The organism is Bacteroides sp. UBA939, from assembly GCF_002293435.1.
In the GTDB taxonomy this organism is placed as follows: Bacteria; Bacteroidota; Bacteroidia; order Bacteroidales; family Bacteroidaceae; genus Bacteroides.
In genome coordinates, this window is sequence record NZ_DBDF01000006.1 from 1 (window position 1) to 23954 (window position 23954).

Sequence of the window (23954 nt, forward strand, 5' to 3'; positions counted from 1 at the left end):
GGTATCTATTGTTTTGTATGTACACAATTCATACTGTATTGAGCAACAAAACTCTACAACTCTAATAAATGTGGAATAAACAAACCACTTCCTGTTAACACGTCTGACACCGAACTGTAATATCGCAAATATAAAAATAAATTTTGAATAATGCTAATGATAAGTCGTGTTTTTTTTGACACCTCATCAAATAAATAATTAACCTACTCAAAAGTAACGAGTTGTATTGGCAAGAATTGGCGTAAAATAATTGGGGCAATCGCACCAAAATCTTATTTAAGCGGGGTAAGTATATTATATAAAGGCAATTCTGTTGACCGTGATAAGTTCGTGAGGCTGTGAAATCTGTCTCATGAGACTATAAAATTTGTCCCACGAGACGGATTTTTTCATCTCACGAGATGAATTTCTTCGTCCCGTGAGATGAATTTTATAGTCTCACGAGATGAATTCCGAGGCTTTAGCTTTGCCATTATGAATAATGCAAGTCAGTCATACCCCCCAAATCATGTGTTTTCACCGCATATAGATGGTACTTACACCGCCTATATGCGGTTCGCGAACGGGATATAGATGGTGAAAACACGGGATATAGATGGTTCACGCACCACATATATCCCGTCCGCGAACCATCTATATCCCGTGCAGTCCAAAATCAGGAATCTGAGGGATACAAATATTGCAGTTAAGGAACACAAGTATTGCATTTACGAAACACAAGCAATACATTTATGGAACACAAGCAATACATTTGCGAACTACAAGTGTTCTGTGCGAACCACGCAAGTGTTTCTCAAAAGGCTTTATAGCAATAACGAGAATCCGTGTAGGTAAAAAAGCTGCATACACTCTAAAAAAGTTGCTGCCACCACTACTCTAACACCGATGAATAAGGCGATACAGCGTGTGAGTGTAGGTATGCAAGTAAAAATGTAAAATCATGGGATATGCGCGCACACGCGTACGCGCGCGCGAGAGAGAAGTTCAATACCTCTAAAAAGGTTCGTAACAAATACCGGAAAAGAAATCACGGTTAACCTCGACCGGGCATTGCTTTCTATGGGAACCTTGATGCCGGTATCCGGAAGCACAACCACAGCCGCACAGGATGAAGGTAAAATACATATTCGGGAATCTTCTGGTGTTTACACTATATTATTTCCTATTTTTGTAGTTGTTATACTTGCCGCATTTTATATTACCGCCTTTTTAATATGATTATGATATGGAAAACAAAGAAGAAAACAAAGAAGAAATGAAAGTAGTTTGGATACAGCCTTATCAATCTCCTTGCGGTGAATTGATTCTTGGTTCATTCGAGGGTAAACTCTGTCTGTGCGATTGGCAGAACGGAAGGCGTAGGGAATTGATTGATAAGAGAATACAGAAAAACCTCCGGGCGCAGTATGAAACGGGAATGTCTGAAACGATCCGGCAAACTATTATCCGGTTGGACGAATATTTTGCCCGTCAAAGAACAACGTTTGATATCCCGTTGCTTTTCACCGGTACGGATTTCCAAAAAACAGTGTGGCGGGAGTTGCAGAATATACCTTATGGAAAGACGATATCGTATGCCGAACTGTCCGGGCGGTTAGGTAATCCTAAAGCCGTCCGCGCCATTGCCTCCGCCAATGGTGCAAATGCTATTTCCGTACTTGTGCCTTGTCATCGGGTCATTGGGAGTAATCACAAACTGGTGGGATATGGTGGTGGACTTCCGGTGAAGAAGATGTTGTTGGAGTTGGAATCGAACGAGAAGTTGTTATTGTAAGCTGAAGTTGTTATTATAAGCAGGTGAATAGTATTGAGCCTGCGCAGAACAGTGCTGCTGACGTATAGACATAAAAAAAGGAGTACCGCTGTACTCCAACCTTTGTTAACCTTAAATCTAATACTATGAAAAACACATTGCAAAGGTACGGACTTTTGGGAGATATCCAAATAAAACAAATAAAAGAGTGTGTTTTATAACATGTTTTAATAGATAATCCCCCTTTGTTAAGGCTTGCTAAGGATTTGGAGCTTCTCCGTAGTTGTTTTCTAAAAAAGAATTATCTTTGTCTCATTAATAATGAATGCAGTTAATAGTGAACGCAGAGACACGGAGATACAGAATTCTTTAGTAAACTAATAATAAGAGTTAAAAGAGAAACTCTGTATCTCTGTATCTCCGTGTCTCTGTGTCTCTGTGTTCGATAAAGATAAACCCACATGAGCGAAGATATTGTTCTCACCCCGATGATGAAACAGTTCCTGGATTTGAAAGCCAAGCATCCGGATGCCGTTATGCTGTTTCGTTGCGGCGACTTCTATGAAACTTATTCCACCGATGCCATTATTGCGTCCGAGATTCTGGGGATAACCCTCACGAAGCGCGCCAATGGAAAAGAAAAGACCATCGAAATGGCTGGTTTCCCGCACCATGCATTGGATACATATCTGCCGAAGTTGGTTCGTGCAGGTAAGCGTGTGGCTATCTGCGACCAGCTGGAAGACCCCAAACTGACCAAGAAGTTAGTGAAACGGGGTATTACGGAACTGGTGACGCCCGGCGTTTCTATCAACGACAATATATTGAATTACCGGGAGAATAACTTCCTGGCTGCCGTACACTTCGGTAAAGGAGCATGCGGGGTAGCTTTCCTCGATATTTCTACCGGTGAATTTCTCACAGCAGAAGGTCCTTTTGACTATGTAGATAAGCTGTTGAATAACTTTGCCCCTAAAGAAGTGCTTTTTGAACGTGGTAAGCGCGGTATGTTCGAAGGGAATTTCGGAAGCAAGTTTTTCACTTTTGAACTGGACGATTGGGTATTTACAGAAACCACCGCCCGTGAGAAACTGTTGAAACACTTTGAGACAAAGAACCTGAAAGGTTTCGGTGTGGAGCACCTCAAGAATGGTATCATCGCTTCGGGAGCTATCTTGCAATACCTGATTATGACGCAGCATACGCAGATAGGACACATCACTTCACTGGCGCGAATTGAAGAAGATAAGTATGTGCGCCTGGACAAGTTTACCGTCCGTAGCCTGGAGTTGATAGACAGCATGAACGATGGCGGCAGCAGTTTGCTGAACGTGATAGACAAGACCATTAGCCCGATGGGAGCCCGTCTGCTCAAGCGTTGGCTTGTGTTCCCGTTGAAAGACGTTCAACCCATTAACGAGCGTTTGAATGTTGTAGAGTACTTCTTCCGCAAACCTGACTTCAAAGAACTGATTGAAGAACAACTGTATATGATAGGAGACTTGGAACGTATCGTTTCCAAAGTTGCCGTAGGGCGTGTTTCCCCGCGTGAAGTGGTTGCCCTGAAAGTAGCCCTGCAAGCTATCGAACCTATCAAAGAGGCCTGTATGGAAGCTGATAATGCCAGTTTGAACCGCATCGGAGAGCAGTTGAATATTTGTAAATCGATTCGTGACCGCATTGAAAGGGAGATTAGCAATGATCCCCCGTTGTTGATTAATAAAGGAGGCGTCATTAAACCGGGTGTCAACGCCGAATTGGATGAATTGCGCCGACTGGCTTATTCCGGCAAGGATTACTTGCTCCAAATACAACAGCGTGAGAGTGACTTAACAGAAATCCCCAGCCTCAAAATCGGTTATAACAACGTGTTCGGTTATTATATCGAAGTACGAAATACGCATAAGGATAAAGTTCCTGCCGAATGGATACGTAAACAGACCCTGGCGAATGCCGAACGTTACATTACGCAGGAATTAAAAGAATATGAAGAGAAAATCCTGGGGGCTGAGGATAAGATATTGATACTGGAAACGAGACTTTATACAGAGCTTGTGCAGGCTTTGAACGAATTTATACCCGCTATTCAAATCAACGCAAACCAAATTGCACGTTTGGATTGCCTGTTGTCTTTTGCCAACGTGGCGCGTGAGAATAATTACATCCGCCCCGTAATTGAAGCCAATGATGTACTGGATATCCGCCAGGGGCGTCATCCGGTTATTGAGAAGCAACTTCCCATTGGCGAGAAGTATATTGCCAACGATGTGATGCTGGACAGCGGTTCACAGCAAATCATTATCATTACCGGCCCCAATATGGCGGGTAAGTCCGCCTTGTTGAGGCAGACGGCGCTGATAACGCTTCTGGCGCAGATAGGTAGTTTTGTACCTGCCGAGTGCGCACATATCGGATTGGTGGATAAGATATTTACCCGCGTAGGCGCCAGCGATAATATTTCTGTCGGAGAGTCTACGTTTATGGTAGAGATGAATGAGGCGGCTGATATTCTGAACAATCTGTCTTCGCGCAGTCTGGTGCTTTTTGACGAGTTGGGGCGCGGTACTTCTACTTATGATGGTATTTCCATTGCCTGGGCGATTGTGGAGCATATTCATGAGCATCCCAAGGCTAAGGCGCGTACATTGTTTGCCACGCATTACCATGAATTGAACGAGATGGAGAAAAGCTTCAAACGTATTAAGAACTACAATGTTTCCGTAAAAGAGGTGGATAACAAGGTTATCTTCCTGCGTAAGCTGGAACGCGGAGGTAGCGAACACTCTTTCGGTATTCATGTAGCAAAGATGGCGGGTATGCCCAAGAGCATCGTGAAGCGCTCCAATGATATACTGAAGCAATTAGAGGCGGATAATCGCCAACAAGGTATTGCAAGCAAACCATTGGCGGAGGTGGGAGAGACGAGGGGCGGTATGCAACTCAGCTTCTTCCAGCTTGACGACCCGATACTTTGCCAGATACGCGATGAGATATTAAATCTGGATGTGAATAATCTTACTCCATTGGAGGCGCTGAATAAGTTGAATGATATTAAGAGGATTGTGAAAGGGAAGTGATTTTATCCTTCTGCTGCTCTCTGTACTGCCGCGGCGGCATACCGAAACGTGAAGTGAACAGTTTGTAGAAGGTGCCCCGGTTATTGAACCCTGTCCGGTCCATTATCTCTTCAATGGTGAAATTCTTGGTCAGCAGTAAACGTTCTGCCATGGCAAGGCGATACTCCTTGATGATGTCGGACGGTGACTTCTCGGTTATCGGTTTTAGTTTCCGATAGAATTGGCGGGTGCTATAGCCTAAATCACTGCTCAATAATTCGACGGATAAGTCAGGATTGGTAATGTTCTTTTCTATAGTTTCTATCACCTTATCCAAGAACTCTTGGTCTTCTTTGTGTACGAATTTACCGTTTTCTATCTTGAAGGAACTGAATATGGAGCTATAATACTCTTTTAAGTCCGATTTTCGCTTTATCAGCCGGTAAACCATCTTCTCCAGGTATTTCACATTGAAAGGTTTGGTAACGTAAGCTTCTGCCCCTGATTCAATGCCTTTCACCTGCTCGTCCTCATTGTGAAGGGCGGACAATAGAATCAGTGGTATGTGGCTCCACAATTTATTCTGCTTTATCTGTTGTGCGAAAGAGAGTCCGTTGATGTCGGGCATCATCACATCTGAAATGATTAAGTCCGGTTGCTTTAAGTCCAGATTGTCTAATGCCTCCCTGGCGCTGCTGAAGGATAATACATTATACTTCTCTACAAATATTTCCGAAACAAACCACAACATGGAAGGGTCATCGTCAATGACCATGATTGTTTGTTTGGAAGCGTCGAAATCCGCAACAGTCTTTTCCAGTTCTATGGGTTCTTCGCGGGTATTCAATGTAGTGTTTTCATACACTTCCTGCGGCTTTTCCTGTTCTGTGAGTGTTAATTCCGGTAAAGTCACTGTGAAGGTCGTTAACTCGTTGGGTGCACTGTCAACAGTGATTTGTCCATTCAACAGATTGGTCATACTCTTGCATATAGCAAGTCCAAGACCATTTCGTGAATTGGTTCCGTTCATCTCGAAAGAATCCAGTATCTTGTAGCGGTCGAATATTTTTGCAAGATTCTCTTTGGCTATCCCCTTACCGGAATTGGAGATACGGAGTGCGAGGCATTTATCTTCTGTTTTCAGTTCAACGGTGATAGTCCCTTTCTGCGGCGTATACTTAAAAGCGTTAGATATCAGATTGTTGGTTATCTTATTTAAACAACCGATATCCGTGTTCCATAAAACATCGGGTTGTATGTCCAGGCGATAGTCCAAATTGTGATTTTCCGCTAATTCGCCGAATGATTCTGCTATATTCCTTATCTTATCCGATACGGGTAACCGCTGGATTGAAAGAGCCTTATTGCCGGTTTCCAGTCTGCGGAATTCAAGTAATTCCAAAATCAGGCTATTCAATCTTTCTGTATTCTGCCGTATCATTTGCCCGTATTTGCGAACGTATGAGTCAGCATTCTGGTAACTCAGTATCTTCTCACACGGACCATAAATCAGCGTTAGGGGTGTGCAGAACTCATGCGTGATGTTAGTGAAGAAGCGAAGTTTCGATTCGTAGATTTCCTCTTTCTTCTCCCGGTTCATTTTCTCAATCATACGGTGTTGCTTACGGCGATAGCTTTGGATAAACAGATAAATCAGCAGGATGCAGAGAGAAGCAAACAGAATGAAATAAATGCCATAAGCCCAGTAACTCAGATACCAGGGGGGAGTGATGTAAATGAACAGGGTCTGAGGCTGACTCTCTTGTCCGTTAATATTGTTCTTGTATTTCACTAACAAGGTGTATTTCCCGGGTGAGAGGTTGGAAAACATGGCGCTGGCTGATGTTCCGCTCTCTATCCAATGTTCGCTTACTTCCTTCAGTTTATAAGAGTAGGAATAGTTATTGCCGTTGATGTAGTCGACAGCCATGAAGTTGATACAGAAGAAGTTCTGGCTATAATCCAGTTGAAGTACCGGTGTCCCATTCTTTTCTGAGAAGAAATCATGGATATTGTGGTCTTTTCCGAAGATGGTAAAGCCTTTCAGGTGTATCTGAGGCATATAATCTTCCATAATATATGCGTTGGATTTAACGGTAACAAATCCGTTTGTTCCGCCAAAAAACAATGTTCCCGTCCGTTTGTCCTGATAGAAGGCGCCGTCACTGAATTCGGTAACGGCCAATCCGTTTTCCCGGTTGTAGGTTTGCCCTGTATTGCTTTGGGGATTGAATCTTACCAGTCCTTGGTTGGTACTGATCCAAAGATTATCTTGCTGGTCTTCCAGAATACCATGTACGGTGTTGTTCAAAAACAAATCAGTCCTGTCGTGATGGTGCGAGTTATCCTGATTGAAATGAAGCAACCCCGAACCGGTTCCCAGCCAGTATCCTTTTTCATTCTTGTAAATGGCAAAAATATCATTGGCCGTCTGGCTGTTCACTACGTCATCGAAGCTATATGGGGTTAGTTTTCCGGTATTGGTATTCAGCTTGTAAGCTCCATATCCGCGGTTGCCAAACCACAGAATAGAGTCATTCTCCCGGAAAGAGGTAAAGAAATAGTTGGAAGCCATACGCCCGTCATCCAATACTATTCTGGTGGCTGATTTTAGGGTAGGAGAAGTACTGTTCCCATCCAGAATAATCTTCACAATACCTTCGCCTACAGTGGCAACCCATAGGGTAGAGTCATTCAGTTCATTAATGGAATGTACATATTTCAGCTTTTCTCCATTGGCTATCACCGGAAACTCTTTTACCTGCTTATTCTTATACGAATAGTAGTTGATTCCATTTTCCGTACCTATCCATAACTTATCCGTGGAGCCGGGAGCAAAGCAGTAAACAGAGTTGTCTGTCAGCGTGCTGTTGCTGACAGAAATGCGGTCGAAAGATTCCGGTGCACTGTTTTCCGGAGAATAATTCCGGATGCGCAGTATCCCTCCTCCTTTGGTACCTATCCACAGTGTCTGCTCCTGGTCATAGTATAGGGTGCGTACTGGATTGTTTATCTGGTATATGGGGGTATCCAGCAAGGTATTAGTGATGGAAAAAGCGTCGTTGAAATACATATATACTCCTTGTCCGTCGGTTCCTATCCAGACAATGTCCTGGAATTTGTCTTTCATCAGGCAGAAGATGCCGGAATGAATCTCAGTGGGTTGTATCCGGTATTTGATTTTTTGGTCGGACATGTATTTGAGTACAATTAAACCGCTGCTTTTGAAACCGATATAGTAATCGTTTTGCTGTTTGATAATAGAAGATACCTCACCGCGCGCCTTAATTTCCGTTTTGAGATCTGCGATGAAGTATTGTTGCTGATTGTTGAAATCATATTCATACAGTGAATAGGTTTCGTCAATGAAATACACTAAACGTTCTTCCGAGAATGCCCATAATAGCTTTTCCTGGTGCTTGAAGAGGTTGTTGGGGGTTAAGGTTACGTTGTGTGCTGTCTTGTTTATCTGATAGCTGCGAGTGTCGTTGTCGGAGGTGAAAACCCATAATATATTGTTTGCATCGACGGTGATGGACAGTACATGCCCGAATGAAATCCGGGGAACTTCCAGCTTCCGGAAAGCTTGTTTCTCCGGTTGAAAATAGTAGAGGTATCCGTCATCTTTTACGATGAACAGGTCATTGTCGTCACTTTTGGTCATATAGTTTTTGTCCTTGAACTCAGCAAAACTCCGACAGGTTTGCTGCTTGGTGTCCAATCGGTCAAGCCCATAGTTGGTTTGAATCCACAATACGTCTTTTTCGGTTTCCATGATGCTGTTGATCAGATTGCCGGACAGTAAGGTGTTAGAAGGGTTGACGGGGCTGTATACATGCAGGTTTTTGCCGTCGAAGACGTTCAAGCCATCGCACGAACCAATCCAGATGACGCCTTGGCAATCTTGATAAAGAGATAGGATAGCACTGTTGGACAGTCCGTCCTTATTGGAGAATTGTCGTAAGCTGTATGCACGAACCTGATGTGAAAAGCAACATAAGATGCAGATCAGCAATGAAATTCCGAAAAGGTAGTGTCTGTTTCTCATATTCTGTATATCGGGATAATTGGTCATTGCAAAAATAAAGAATAATGGTAGGATATTGTAGAAATACCTAGAAAATAGAGTAACACTTTTCTGACTTTTTTGTTCATTCTACCGCCATGACTGCATTGCGGGAGTGTTATGTTGTAAATGTGTATATGCTTTTAGATAAATCTTTCAGGTGGGAAGAGATGATGCAGCTGGTAAATGTTTCTGTAATTGTAGTAACGGTTAAAAACTGAAAGCATCCCCTGAAGGGATGCTTTCAGCCATCGTTAATTTATCACCAACCTTGATTCTGTGGGTAAGGTTCGCCAGTCGTCACACGGTCAATCATTTGTTGTGGAATAGGGCGTAGCCAATGCCTGTCCTCCGTAATGTTCGTATAAGCTTTACCGTCGTCATACTTACGCACGCGATCAATCAATGTTCCGGTACGAGTCAAATCTGCCCAACGGCAATGTTCTCCCAATAACTCACGGGTACGTTCTTCAAGAATAAAGTCAAGCGTAACATCGCTTGGGTCGATATCCAGTGCACCTGTTTCATCGATTTGTTTGTCGCGCGCACGCTCCCTAATTACATTTATATATTTAGCAGCGTTTACATTGTTATTCAATTTGAAAGCAGCCTCAGCAGCCAGCAAATAAGTTTCACCCAAACGATAAATAATGTAAGAGCGATCTGTGTTGTCATTAGGAATGGCTCGTGTTCTATCCAGAAACTTCATGATAGTGGGAAATATAGCACGTCCATTATAAGCGTCAGGTGTAAAGATCAGATAGTGATTACCTTCACGATTCTGAGTTTTAGCCCTGATTTCTTCTGCAGACATGTAATATCCCGGATAGTACATGGCGGTATCGCCAACAATGGTATAGTTCCAGTTGAAGGTTTCGTCCTTGCCGTCAATGACATAATTGAAAACACCGCCATTTTGTGTTTTGGTAGCATACCATACTGTTTGGAAGGTTGCTTTATAACGTGTATCTTTATCACGGTTATTGAAAGCATTATAAGTGTAACCGGTAGGATTAATCCAAGAGTAACAACGGCCGTCGTTAATATTGCGTTCACCCAAATACTGGTCATAGCCATTTACGAAGTAATGGTTCAGCGTACTTCGTCCGCCAAAAGTGTTGTCATCATCCCAATCCATACGAGCCACAAAGAGTTCCTCCTTGTTTTTGCCGGAAGGGGCGTCATTGGCCTCATCAAAAACATCTGCATAATTGTCCATCAGCTTCAGTCCCAAAGAAGGAGCATCCGAAATCAGCCCGGTTGCCATATCATAGGCTTTCTGATAATATTCTTTAGCCTTGGTTGCATTATAGTACTTAGTCTGTGTATTTCCTTTGTAAGAAGGATTGGCAGAATCTTTATCGAATACCCAGCCCAATGTCAGATAAACGCGTGACAGTAAATGGCGGGCAGCTGCAGCAGAAGCACGCCCCGACTCCAGATTATTGAGTTGCGGACTGGGTAAGCAAAACTTGATAGCATTCAACAAATCAGGTATAATGACTTCTTCATAAACACGTACCATGTCATGGCGTTCAGCCGAGATGCTTGGGGATGCATTATAGGTAGTAGTCAGTGTAACGTCACCAAACTGCTCCACCAAATGGAAGTAATTGTAAGCGCGCATAAAATAAGCTTCACCCAAGTACTGATCACGCAGTGCAGCAGTCAGCACAGTGGTTGTAACATCCACTTTAGCAGCATTTTCAATCATGTAATTCAAGGTATTGATATGGATGTAAGCATCATTCCACAACTTCCTCGGATATTCATTGTTTGCGTTATATTTCTCCAAATCATAGTTTGACAGGTCGGAGCAACGGTTACCTCCTCCTATGTTATTCTTCAATTCATCCGTTCCCGGATTCATCAGACCATGAATGCCCTCTTCCGCACTATAAGTGGAGCGAACATTAGCATAAACAGAATTCAGAGCCATGCTAAACCCTGAAGGCGTTGCCATGAAATCCTGCATTACATTCGAGTGATTTTCTTCTTCCAGAAAATCGGAACAACCGGTTGTCAACAATATAAGTGATGACAAGGCAAGTGCTGATAATATCTTTTTCATATTCATTCTACTATTATTCAGTTACTAATTTAGAAAGTCAAATTCAAGCCAAACACAAATGTGCGTGTAGGGGGAGTTTTCAAGTTGATAGTACTTGTAGTCTCCGGATCAATGCCGCCATCTTTACGGTATTCTTTGCTAAACCAAGTGTAGAGATTTGAGCCTGTGGCATATACACGGGCTGACTGTACATTTAATTTGGAAAGGAATATCTTGGGGATATTATACCCTAACGTGATGTTTCTCAGTTTCAGGTATGAGCCATCGTAACGGGCTAACAATCCTTTATTGGAAACTGTAGCGGTAGTGGGTTTCGGCCAACGGGCTGTTGTGTTATCCGGTGTCCAATAATCTATATTCAAGTTGTTGTAACCACCTTGCAAGGTATTCATCCAGCCGTTATGCATGTCGGATGTAATAGTTCCACCATAACGGAAAGTCCATAAGAATGAAAGGTCGAAGCCTTTCCATGCAAAACGGTTATTGATACCTCCTTCAAATTTGGGAGCGCGTTGTCCGATAAATACCTTATCATCTTCATTGATTATCTGTCTGGCTTTCGGAGTTACGCCATCTTCTTCGTAATCGACATGGTGGTTTTTAATTTTAACTGTACCGATCACTGAATTGGCACCGGAAGTAGCATAGCCGAACGATTCAGCCAATGCATGGTCTTCGGGGGTGTCCTGCCACAGTCCATCGTGTTCGTGAGAATAGATTACATATCTGTCTTCCCCTAAGAAGAATCCGGCATCTTTATCAAATTCTACTCCCTCACCAAGGTCCATGATTTTATTACGATTGCCGAAGATATTCAAATCGGTTGACCAAGAGAGTTTATCCTGACCGTTGCCTGCAATATTAACTGTGGTCACATTGAATTCCAAACCACGGTTCTGGGTAGCGCCACGATTGGTCAAATATGAACTGGAATAGCCTGAAGTAGAAGGCAGGTTTACACCTAACAACAAATCTGTGGTATTCTGTTGGTACCATTCGATAGTACCTGTAATGCGATTATTCAAAAAGCCGAAGTCCACGCCTACATTCCAAGTTTCGGTATTTTCCCATCCTAACGACTTATCAGGAACAGAATTCGGGCGAACTCCCATCACACCATTTGTTCCTAATAAGTATTTGCTGCCGGTATCTAACCTCGACATCGTCTGATAAGCATTGATAGCCGTACTACCCACATTACCCCAGCTGAGCCTGAGTTTCATGCCGGAAAGCACATCAGCACTGACATTCTGCATAAAATTCTCACGCATCAGGTTCCAGCCTAAAGCAACAGAGGGAAATACATGCCATTTGTTACCTTCGGCCAAACGGGATGAACCATCATATCTCACTGTTGCCGTCAGCAGATACTTTTCTTTATAGTTATAGTTCAAACGTCCCATATAGGAAAGTAAACTCCATTTTTCATAGCCACCACCACCGGTCACACTACCTTGCGCAAGTCCAGGATTATAATATTGAATATTGTCATCATAATAATCATTGCCGGACACATTGTTCTTTGTCAACTCCTTCTCTTGTGCGGAAAACAATCCGGTCACGTTGAAATTATGAATATTGTTGAAAGAGTAGTCCCAAGTCAAGATATTCTCCAATGTATAGTCTACGGTATGCTGGTATTCTCCAAAAGACCAGTCAAGAGCTCCCATGCGTTTAGTCGTATTGGTGGCTTGGAACTGACCGATTGAATAATATTTCAGATTTATACCGCCATTGAAACGATACTTGATACCGAAAGGCAATTTCACGTCAATATAACCGGTGGTGAAGGTTGACAGACTTTTACGGTCGTCTACCACACTGTTGTTTTGTGTATCCAGTAAGGGATTCCATACATTCTGGCCGCTACCGGGCAGATAAGTACGCAGCGAGCCATCTTCTTTATATGGAGTAGTGAAAGGAGAAGCACGCAAAGCCATTTCCATCGGATTAGTATCCTGTCCCTTATTGATGATGTAAGTGTTCAATGTAGAGAGACCTACTTTCAAGAAACTGGTTATTTCCGTGTCCAGAGAAAGCTTGGCTGTCATGCGTTCAAAGTTATGTGCCTCGTAGTTATTCTGTCCTTTATAATAGCTTACAGAGGCACTGTAAGTAGTGCGGTCATTACCACCGTTGATAGCCACTTGGTGATTTGTTGTCATACCGTTGCGGAATATCATATTTTGCCAATCCGTATCGGTTCCCGCCAGATAACCTTCCATCTCTTCTTGATCACGGAAGACGTCTCCCACGCGCATTAGGTTCGGATCATCAATTCCACTATAAGCAGCTGGGTTGGCATTGTAGGTAGCCCATTTTTTTAGTTGGATATATTCGGAACTGTTCATTACGTCATATTCTTTCAGAGCTGTCGTAATACCATAATAGCCGCTATAGCTAACGTTGATTTTTCCTTTGCTTCCACGTTTCGTTGTGATTAGGAGTACACCGTTAGCACCGCGGGAACCATAAATGGCTGTTGCCGAAGCATCCTTTAAGACGCTGATACTTTCTACGTCATCGTTATTGATTTCATTCAATCCACCGGAAAATGGAATTCCGTCCACTACAATCAAAACATCATTATGTCCATGGAGAGAACGCTCTCCACGCACACGAATCTGCGGAGAAGCCCCCGGGTGCGTATTTCCACCTGCCATCTGTACATCCACACCGGCAGCAAGTCCCTGCAATGCTGCCCCGATGTTTCCCACAGGCGCTTGTTGTAACGCTTCGCTCTTTACGTTCACCATGGCTCCGGTTATGTCGGATTTCTTTTGAGAACCGTAACCTACAACCACTACTTCATCCAGCATCTCAGTATCATCTGCCAATACAATTTTGATGGAAGACCCTGTCACTTTCACTTCTTGCGATTTATACCCGATAAAGGAAACAAACAGAACCGAATTATTCGAAGCATCAATGGTGAAATTACCATTTATATCCGAAATCACTCCGGTAGTGGTACCCTTTATTACAATATTGGCTCCAATTACAGGTTCACCTGCAGAGTCTACAACCTGTCCTTTCACATGGATGGCTTGCTCTATGGCTGCCATGACATTTACACTATTCACGAGAAATAGGCATACCATTAAAGGTATCCATAATAAATGTGCTTTTCGTAACTTCATAATATACAATTTAAATTAATGATTTATTTTTCTTAATGATAATTTGTAGTTCATATTATATCACTCTAACCGAATGTCACTTTTTCGTCTTATTGTAATCCAATGTTATCTTTTCTCCATCCTTTTCTATCTCTATACAGGTTGAATTGAACAAGGCTTTGCAATAAGGATTATCGTATCTATACTGCCAACGCAGCGGCATTTCCTTACCTTTTACATAGAAGGGAGTGCTCCAACCATAGGAAACCAAACCTTCGGAGGGGGATTCATAACTGATGTCCAAATCGTCGCTCCGAACCGATGCAGTAGATATAACTTCTATAAACTTCGAGAAGCTTCCCCATTGCGATTTTGAACCTGTCTCACAAATCCAGATATTCTGCCGGCCTTTCGCCAGAAAATCACATACTTCCCCTCTGTCATCAGCCCTCAACTCTGCTGCATTTCTTGAATACAAAGCCACATAACCATCCTCTTTACGTCCAAATATCCAGGAACCGGAAATATGTACTTCGTCGAAAGCTTTTACCGGGAAATAAGCATGAGAAAAATCATTCTTTTGATTGGCAGGTATATTATAGATGCAGATTACCACATTCTTACTTTGAGCAGCACGAGGCAGAATTTCGTTACCGGACCAATAATTAGGCGACCAGCGCAGGTTCTTCCCTCCGGGGTGATTGGTATAAACCAGAGCCTTATTGCCCAGTGTTGCTTGCCAGATATGCTGTTGATAGCCCGGTGCGCCTTTCCTGTAATCCAGTGCACAACTCAACATATAGTCCGAAGTACGGTAAGTTTCTATGTTAGCTTCTGAAAGTGCAAAGCGATCCAGATACATATTAACAAGTTTACCATGTTCGGCAATCTGTGCATCATATTTCTTGATGTATTCATCATAGTTCCGATAGGGCCATGTATCGTATTTCTCTGAAATCTGTTTAGACATACGGATAGCCATCGGATGTATGAACTCCTGCATGCCCCAAAAGAGGTGACAATCCAACTCATTATCATACGAAATGCCATAGTTAGGAGCATCTTCTACGTTTATACTTACCCGTTGGCGGTTTAATATGGGAGTTTTATAGTCTACTGCAATCTTCCGGATGACTTCCGGACAACGATACGAACTGGTAGAGAGAGCAACAGGTGCCATTACTTCATCCCGGTCATAAGTTCCCACACCGAATACCAATTTCGTCAGCGGAGCCGTATTGTGTGCTCCCATGATGATAGAATGAGCATAATTACGACCACTCGTCGAGCCAAGGAAGCCTTCGTAATTATTCAATGCCACGTCAAACATAAGTAAGTCCAGCACCATACCTGCTTTGGAACGAATATCCTTGTCCTCGGCAAAATCATACAAATTGGCCAGCAACAATACTTCTACTTCATAATACGTGGACATCCATTCGCTAAATCCAAACCGGAAACGATATTCCAACCATTTCATCAATCTTTCTTTAGCGTGTGCTATATGTTGCCTGCCGTTCATTCCATTGGTAAACTTCGCCTTTTTATAAAGTTGGCCTGCCAGCAGTTCCGCAGTATGATAAAGTGCCTGATGGTTTTCCGTATGATAGCAACGGTAGGTTGTATCACGGCGTCCGTCGTCCCACCAATATTTAAAGTCAAGGATACATTCTTCAATGTCTCCCTTTATCTCCACCGGGAAGAAAGGTTGTTTTTTGTCCAGATAAACCATGCGAAGCAGGCAATTGAGCGTAAAGTCATTGCAGTCACGGTTTGATTTAATGACAGAAATCACTTTCCTCATTTGATCCATCTCCAAAGGACGTCCGGAAGCGGCACGTGCTGCTTGGCGGAAAACGCCGTAAAGAGGATGTTGGCTCCCGTTCTCAGAGTAGTAATCTAAAAATAGCGCACGACGTTCTTCATAAGTGCTACGAGGAGAACTCCAATATTCATCGGGTTGACGAGTCTGTGCCGATGCGGTAAATAGCCACACCAACAGCATTGTTAACATTGTGTATTTCATATTTTTCTTTATTCGATTACGCCAGTCCAACCACCGTTGCGAACCAATTTCATCGTCAACTTGGTAGAACTTGTAACTTCTGTTTCTTTCTTTTTATAATCCATTGCTTGGCGGTCTGCATTGATACCATCTTCAAAATAAGTAAGATGCAACTTCTTGTTTTCCGGCAGGAAACTTAAATCTACTTCAAGATCACGTCCTGTGTTGTTGGTGATAGCGGCAATAAACCATTTATTTCCGCTGCGGCGGGCAATAACTACATATTCTCCTACCTTGGCATCCAATACCTTGGTTTCGTCCCATACTACAGGAACACTTGATATGAATTCCGTGCAAGGACGTTCCCGGTAATAATACACCGGATTATCGGCCAACATCTGCAAACCACTCTCAAACACTACAAACAATGCCATTTGGTAAGCACGGGTTCCCGAACCCATTGCATTGGCACGGGTGGAGCGATTATCTTCCGGTTGGGCAGAAAGCATAGAGCCGGGAGTAAAATCCATTGCTCCTACTGCATTGCGCATGAACGGCAGATAAATAGAATTTGCCGGTTTACAGTTGCCGCCTTGCTCCATACCCAGTACTCCTTCATAGGCAAGTACGTTGGGATATCTACGTTCCAAACCTGCCGGCTTGAATGAACCATGAAAATCTACAAATAGTTTGTATTTAGCAGCTTCTTTGGCAACACGCTCGTAATAGTTCACCATCCATTGATCGCTACGATCCATAAAATCTATCTTTACCCCGGCAACTCCCCAATCGGCAAATGTCTTGAACAAATCAAAATGATTTTCTACTGTCAACCAAGTCAGCCACAATACAATCTTCACATTGCGTTCTTTGCCATATTTAATTAGTTCTTGTAGATCAATCGTAGGATTCGGCGTGAATGGGTCACGGGTGCTTTTCGCCCAGCCTTCGTCCATAATGATATAAGGAATGCCGAAAGTAGAAGCGAAATCAATATAATATTTATAGGAATCCATATTGTAACCGGAACGGAAATCAACCCCATACAAACGAGCATCATGCCACCACTCCCAGCTTACTTGACCCGGCTTAATCCAACTATAATCTTCCAGTTCACAAGGAGAAGAAAGGTTATAAACCATCTCATTGGAGATAATATCCCTGTCATCATCAGAAATTACGAAGAAACGCCATGGGAAACTCCTTTTACCGGAAGTTCTGGCTATATAATCGGCCTCCTTCAATATTTTTAAGCTACGGTCGCCGTCGTCACCAAATTCCAGCGGACATTTCGGGAAAAGTGATTGCATCCCATTATTGCCCGTACTTTTTAGGAACATACACGGATAATCCTGCAAATCAGCTTCCGATATCAATATCTTGTATTGCTTATCTGTTTCTAAAAGTACAGGCAGATAAGTCATGCGGTCTGTTGACTTATATTCTTTAGTCTGTATATGTGTATATGGATATTCGTATGATGTTTTAAAGCCATTGGGCTGAGACATGTGAGCCAGATAATCGGCCGGGAAATTGATTACAAAATCTTCTCCTTTTACTTCAATGTCACCTTTTTTATCCGTAACAAAACGATAGGCCATTCCATTATCAAAAACACGAAATTCAATGCCATAATTTCCTGCCATATTCATACGTAAAGTATTGCAATGGTTCTCTACGATTGCATTTTTCAGTGGAATTTCCCGTTTGACGCTTTCATTGATTGTACCGCGTTTCAAGCTTCTCAGTTTCGGTTGTTCTCCCAGTATTTCATTGCCTAATGTCATAGTCAAAGAACAATTATCCAGTAGCAAGTCATTGTCCGAATATACGGAATAATATACTTTATCTCTTAATTCAATGTTCACTTTCAGTTTACCGTCAGGTGACTCTACACTGATTTCCTTGGCAGAAACTTTTCCTCCGTACATGCACAACAGTGCTATCAGTACATGCATAAAATATCTATGTATCATTGTTTCTCTGTTATTATAAGGTTACTTTTCCAAAAACGCATTCACACACCACAGTACCGGAGCCTGCCCATGCATATTACCTAATAAAGTACGACGGTTTAAATAGAACTGGCGATCGTTCGTCTTATTGGTACCTTCGCACACACCTGCAATATCTCCTTTTTCATCAATATGCCCCACTAAAGCAATCCAGGCTTTCCGAATTACCGGAGTATAAATATTCTCATCTAACCAACCTTGTTTTACGCCTTTTATCATTGCATAGGTAAACATGGCCGAACCGGATGTTTCCGTCCAAGTTGTTTTATCATCTACCAATTGTCCCCACAAACCATCTTCTTTCTGGTATTCGAGCAAGGTGTTCATCATTTTTCGATACGATTCCAAAATACGGGTACGATTCGGATTATCTTTAGGCAGAAGTCCGAGAAGCTCTGTCATTCCGGCTGCCATCCATCCATTACCACGTCCCCAAAAGAACGGGACATCCTCTGCATGATAGAATAATCCGTTCGGACGTTGTATTTTATCGAGATAAGCCACCATCTCTTTTGCTGCACGGTCTATATATTGACGGTCTTTAGTTACAAAGAAGGCTTGAGACTGAATGGCGGAAATCATAAACATGTCGTCAATCCAATAACGTGTCTGCCAAGATAACCCTTGGTCCAATAAAGCCTGATATTGTTCTTTATGTTTGGTATTACGGGGCATTTTCCATTGCTCATCGGCATACCAGATCCCCATGTGATAATAAATCTCCTTACCGGTCTGTGCATACAGTTGCAGTGGTATCGTTCCGAATACCGTATGATCCACATGGTCGGGTAGCGGCTGTAAACGACGTTCCGGACCGAAGATGGGCAAGAAACGCTCTTCCAGTTGCCGGAGCAGTTTCTTATTACGGGTTATGTCCGCATAGCGCAAAGCTCCAAACCAAGCGCATGTTTCAGGATAAGTGATTTCATTGGGGGGAGCCGGATTACCATTAAAATTGGGATGCGGAACTTCCACAAACCGTTTACTGACCAATTCGCCTACTTCTTTAGGGGATGCACCTTCAGGCCAATTTTTAAGATTAAGAGCCTTTTGTGCCGACATACAAATAGGTATAAAAACCATCAAGCCTATTATTGTCAATTTACGCATACTCATTCCTCCTCTTATTTGATATTATTCAATAATTCCAGTTTCTCTTCATTCACCAGCTTCAGAATCAATTCTCCGAATAGTGTATTCTGCCAGGCAAACCAGGCGCGGGTAAAGTTCACCGGATTGTCTTTATGGAAAGACTCGTGCATGAATCCGGTTCCTGCATCTGTATCCATCAGCATCTTGATGCATTCTTTAATTTCTTGATCATCCTGGCTGGTGAAAGCTTTCATCATGATGCTCATGGGCCATACCATATCATATCCGATGTGCGGGCCACCTATTCCTTCACCGGCTTTTCCTTTGAAGAAATACGGATTGTCCAGACTCCATACGAAGCGGCGGGTATTCTGGTAAATAGGATCGTTTACATCCACATCTCCCAGATAGGGCATGGCAAGAAGGCTCGGTACATTAGCATCGTCCATCAGCATGTGGTTGCCGAAACCATCTACTTCGAAAGCATAGATTGTGCCGTATTTCGGGTGATTGTAGGTAGCGTGTTTCTGCAAGGCAACTTCTACTTCGTCAGCTAAGGCTGTACATTCCTGAGCCAGAGTATTGTTTTGATTTACGATTGAAAGGATTTCCGCAGCTTTCCTTAGAGAGGATACAGCAAAGAAGTTCGATGGAATCAGGAACTGAAATGTTGTTGCATCGTCCGAAGGGCGGAAACTGGAAACAATCAGTCCGACAGGATTGACGGGAGAGCCTAAACCATTATTGTTCAGCGTGTCGAGCGCACGCTCCGTCTTGCGTTGAAATTTATAAGGGCCGACACCGTCTTTGCGTTGCTGCTCTTTGAATGTCTTCAGTATGTTTGTGATAGCTTCGAGCCATGCTTTATCGAAAACGCTGGCGTCACCGGTTTCTTTCCAATATTGATAAGCCAGCCGGAGGGGATAACAGAGAGAGTCTATTTCCCATTTCCGTTCGTGCAGTTCGGGCTTCATATCTGTATTGTCCGACATCCAGTCACCGCCTGTAGGTCCATCGTTGTAGGCGTTGGCATAAGGGTCGATGTTGATACACATGAACTGGCGGCGGATGACGCCTTCGAGCATTTTCTTCAGTTCAGGGTCTTTGTTTGCCAGTTGTACGTAGGGCCAGACTTGTGCGCCTGAGTCGCGCAGCCACATGGCGTGAATGTCACCGGTATAGACAAATGTGTCGGGCTTTCCGTCCAGCAAACGATAATGCACGGTTGTGTCCAGTGTATTCGGGAAACAATTCTCGAACATCCATGCCAGTTTCTGGTTAATCAATAGTTTCTTTACCCGTAGGATTTCGGCTTCTACGGCTTTCGAAACGTATAGTCTGTCTTTTAAGACAGGGCGGTTGGTCTTGTAAGCGGCAGTCACCTGGGCATGGTTCACAATTTTGGTGTTGTCTTGTTTCAAGGTGGCTTCCATTGCTTTGGCATTGTTATGCATGCAAAACAAGGCTACGACGCATAAACCGATATTTCTCTTTTTCATGTTTTTAAGGGTGTTAATATATTCTTATTTATTATTTGACAGCTGCAAGACGGGCATACATTTCAACCATGGCGGCCTGGGTCAGCAACCATTTCCGGTTGTTGTGAGTACTTCCGCTGAGGTCGGTATTGAATAATCCTTTCTCATCCCGTGCATGTACCCAAGCATGATCCAGACTTTGATTAAAGGAATCCAGATAGATTTTGTTCAGGTCTGTCCGGTATAATTCGATAAAACCTCTGAGCATGACTGCGGTGAACCAGATATCACCTTTCTTCAGGAGCTTGATGGTTTTGCCTTGTTCTGTTTCGTAGTCCATGAAGAAATAGTTGTGACATGCCTGAGCGATGTTCCGAGCATCGGTCAGATAGTTCTTTTCACCGCTCAGTTGGTAAAGTAGGGTAGCCGACTGCATCATCTGCCCACTGTTATAGGCGAATTTGGCTTTACCTATTTTCCCGTCCAGAGCGATGTTGTCGAAGTACAGATAGTCGGTAGAGTCTTGCAGGTTTGCTTTGGTCCATTCATAAAGGCGTTGTCCTTTTACGAAGTATGCGCTGTCTTTCGTGGCTTTGAAGAGTTTCAGTGCAAGGACTGATCCGGGAGCGTTTGAGCAAGTGTTTTTGGAATCTTTCTTTTGTTCGCACCAATAGATACCGCCTCCCAGATGGTTGTCCATACCACTTTCTACGAAGTTCCAGATGAGTTGCGCTTTCTGAAGGTATTTTGTTTCTTTGGTAAGCATGTAAATGTCGATGAAATCAATGCCTAACCAGACATTATCGTCGTAGAAGCGGTCGGATTTCGGTGCGCTATTAATATATGAAGCGTAGGCTTCGGGAGTTCTATGGGTATCGAAATATTCTTCCAGTCCCACTAATACCTTATTATCAAGCAATGATTGATAGCTTGCATCGCTTGTTGTCTCGAATAAAGCGTTCACGGCTGAAAAGGTTCCGGAGTAGGGCCATAAATAAGAATACAAGTGAGGCATATTCTTTTGTTCTTCAGATGCCAGGTAGGTTACTGTGTGGTCACCAACGGTTGAAGGGTAGTTTTCGCGCAACAGGCATGTGCCGGAGACTGAATAATTCCGGTATAAAGAATCCAATGTTTGCTTGGCTCGTATCATAGCAAGTTCATTACCTACGAGGCCTTGTTTTTGCGTGTCACAACTTGTTATTGCCAGTACGCACATTAATAAATTGAAAAGCGCTTGTTTTGAATTCATCATTCTTGGTCTGGATTGTTATATTAATTATGTTTTTCTTTTTTCTCTTTTAAAGAAACAGGTAGTAGTTCCGACTACCTGTTTCTGTTTTCCTGTTCTTAATCTTTCTTACCTATTCTTTAGTCAAGGGGGCAAATGAAATTTCTTCTGTTTGCAAAGGTATGCGCAAATGTGGAAAGAGATATATGATTTTGTGACATTAGTGTATGGATGCGGGCTATGGCATAAATGCAGATAGATATGTCACAAAACAATAAAAAGAAGAGGAACAGCCCACAGAAGCATAAGGGGCTATTCCTTAAGAAGAGGAATTGCACCGGATATTCAAAGTGGAAACTGAAAATGTTGCTGTTGTTTGTGAAATTCATTGAAATGGACTACATTCGCAGGGAAAGGTAAACTAAAAAAGGAAAGGAATGAATTATGAAATACCCTATCGGAATACAGACGTTCAGTGAGATTCGTGAAAACGACTATGTATATGTGGACAAAACTGCCTTGGTTTATCAATTGGTCACTACCGGGAAAGTTTACTTCCTGAGTCGCCCCCGCCGTTTCGGAAAGAGTTTGCTGGTGAGTACGCTTGAAGCTTATTTCAGCGGGCGAAAGGAACTATTTGAGGGACTCGCTATCGCCAAGATGGAACAGGATTGGTTGGAATATCCTGTATTCAAGATGGATTTCAATGGCGAAGTATTTGCCAGAGAGGGAGTGCTGGAAGACAAGATAGAGACCTATATCTCCAAATGGGAAGTGGTTTACGGCAAGGATCCGCTGGATCGTACCACCGGCGACCGTTTCAAAGGCGTTCTCGAAAGGGCGTGGAAGCAAACCGGCCGCCGTGCCGTGGTACTGATAGACGAGTATGACAAACCCATCCTTGATGTCCTCGATACGCCGCAGGAAGCCGTTAACCGCGATACCTTGAAAGGTCTCTATTCCACCTTCAAGAGTGCGGACGCCTTCTTGCAGTTCGTGCTATTGACGGGGGTGACCAAGTTTTCGCAAGTGAGCGTATTCAGCGGCTTCAACCAGCCGAATGACATCAGCATGGATCGTCGTTATGAAACACTCTGCGGCATCACGCAGCAGGAGATGGAAGATTATTTCGCCGAACCGATAACCGCATTGGCAGAAAGGTACGAGTGCTCCGTAGAAGAGATGAAGGACATGCTCAAGCAGCAGTATGACGGCTATCATTTCAGCAGTGGTATGACTGGTATCTACAATCCGTTCAGTCTGCTCAATGCCTTCGACCAAACAAGAATCTCCGATTTCTGGTACGCCACGGGCACGCCCACTTATCTGGAGAAGTTGCTGAAGCACAACAACGAGCAGATTAATGAACTGACCGGGAAATATTATATCCCTGCCATGTTCGTAGATTACAAGGGCAACGTGGAGAAACCTCTTCCCATGATTTACCAGAGCGGCTACCTCACTATCAAGGATTACGACCTGCGCCACAACATTTATCTGCTGGACTTTCCCAACAACGAGGTGCGGCAAGGGTTCCTCACCATGATAGCCAATGACTATCTGAGGCCGAAAGACGGCAATATCTCTTCGTGGGTCATTGATTCCCTCATGCTTCTGGAAGACGGCGACACGGAAGCGTTCCGCGATTCGCTCACGGCATTTCTGTTGAGCATCGCCTACGACAGCCATGATTCCGTAAGGACTCCGGATGCCACAGAGAAATACTTCCAATATACGTTTTACCTTATCCTGCGCCTGATAGGAGAAAGCAATTGCCGTCTTATCAACGAGAAGCGCCAAGCGCTGGGTCGCGTGGACTGCATCATCGAACTGAAAGATTACGTTTACATTTTCGAGTTCAAACTCAATGGCTCGGCTGACGAAGCGCTCCGTCAGATTGAAGAAAAGAATTATGCCAAGCCTTATCTCGGAGATAAGCGCAAGGTGATCTGCATCGGTGTGAACTTCTCGTCCGAGACGAGGACGGTGGAGGAATGGAAGGAAGTGATAACTCCTCTAACTCATGCACTGTGAATAATGCAGACTATAAGTAGCTGTTCATAATTAG

General features: G+C 43.3%; 11 protein-coding genes. 3 read left to right on the plus strand and 8 right to left on the minus strand.

The features are described 5' to 3' along the window. Positions 1-1255 precede the first annotated feature (1255 nt). Positions 1256-1774, plus strand: a complete 519-nt coding sequence (locus B2Z67_RS00585; protein WP_291527880.1) for a methylated-DNA--[protein]-cysteine S-methyltransferase — start codon at positions 1256-1258, stop codon at positions 1772-1774. A 440-nt stretch (positions 1775-2214) separates the two neighbouring features. Beyond that, positions 2215-4830 (plus strand): DNA mismatch repair protein MutS, encoded by a 2616-nt coding sequence (gene mutS / locus B2Z67_RS00590; RefSeq protein ID WP_291527872.1) that lies wholly within the window; start codon positions 2215-2217, stop codon positions 4828-4830. Here the strand turns inward: mutS and B2Z67_RS00595 are convergent. From B2Z67_RS00595 to B2Z67_RS00630, 8 genes are all read right to left on the minus strand, one after another. Then, positions 4805-8857 carry a hybrid sensor histidine kinase/response regulator transcription factor gene (locus tag B2Z67_RS00595; protein ID WP_291527873.1) on the minus strand — a complete coding sequence of 1351 codons (4053 nt, stop codon included), beginning with the start codon at positions 8855-8857 and terminating at the stop codon, positions 4805-4807. The genes mutS and B2Z67_RS00595 overlap by 26 nt on opposite strands. A 280-nt stretch (positions 8858-9137) precedes the next feature. Then, positions 9138-10946: a RagB/SusD family nutrient uptake outer membrane protein gene (locus B2Z67_RS00600; RefSeq protein WP_291527874.1), complete on the minus strand. Its 1809-nt coding sequence runs from the start codon at positions 10944-10946 to the stop codon at positions 9138-9140. Positions 10947-10975: 29 nt separating this feature from the next. Further along, a complete protein-coding gene (locus tag B2Z67_RS00605) occupies positions 10976-14011 on the minus strand; it encodes a SusC/RagA family TonB-linked outer membrane protein (protein ID WP_291527875.1) in 3036 nt (1011 codons plus the stop codon). 151 nt (positions 14012-14162) lie between these two features. Beyond that, positions 14163-16091 carry a hypothetical protein gene (locus B2Z67_RS00610; RefSeq protein ID WP_291527876.1) on the minus strand — a complete coding sequence of 643 codons (1929 nt, stop codon included), beginning with the start codon at positions 16089-16091 and terminating at the stop codon, positions 14163-14165. Between the two features lie 8 nt (positions 16092-16099). Then, positions 16100-18046: a glycoside hydrolase family 97 protein gene (locus B2Z67_RS00615; protein WP_414630763.1), complete on the minus strand. Its 1947-nt coding sequence runs from the start codon at positions 18044-18046 to the stop codon at positions 16100-16102. Positions 18047-18067: 21 nt separating this feature from the next. Continuing rightward, positions 18068-19201, minus strand: coding sequence for a glycoside hydrolase family 88/105 protein (locus tag B2Z67_RS00620; RefSeq protein WP_414630764.1), 1134 nt, complete (start codon positions 19199-19201; stop codon positions 18068-18070). 8 nt (positions 19202-19209) lie between these two features. Further along, positions 19210-20676 (minus strand): glycoside hydrolase family 125 protein, encoded by a 1467-nt coding sequence (locus B2Z67_RS00625; protein WP_291527878.1) that lies wholly within the window; start codon positions 20674-20676, stop codon positions 19210-19212. A gap of 31 nt (positions 20677-20707) precedes the next feature. Continuing rightward, positions 20708-21907, minus strand: a complete 1200-nt coding sequence (locus B2Z67_RS00630) for a glycoside hydrolase family 76 protein (protein ID WP_291527882.1) — start codon at positions 21905-21907, stop codon at positions 20708-20710. Between the two features lie 423 nt (positions 21908-22330). Here B2Z67_RS00630 and B2Z67_RS00635 point away from each other — a divergent pair, with 423 nt between their 5' ends. Next, positions 22331-23920: an ATP-binding protein gene (locus B2Z67_RS00635; protein ID WP_291527879.1), complete on the plus strand. Its 1590-nt coding sequence runs from the start codon at positions 22331-22333 to the stop codon at positions 23918-23920. The last annotated feature ends 34 nt before the right edge of the window (positions 23921-23954 follow it).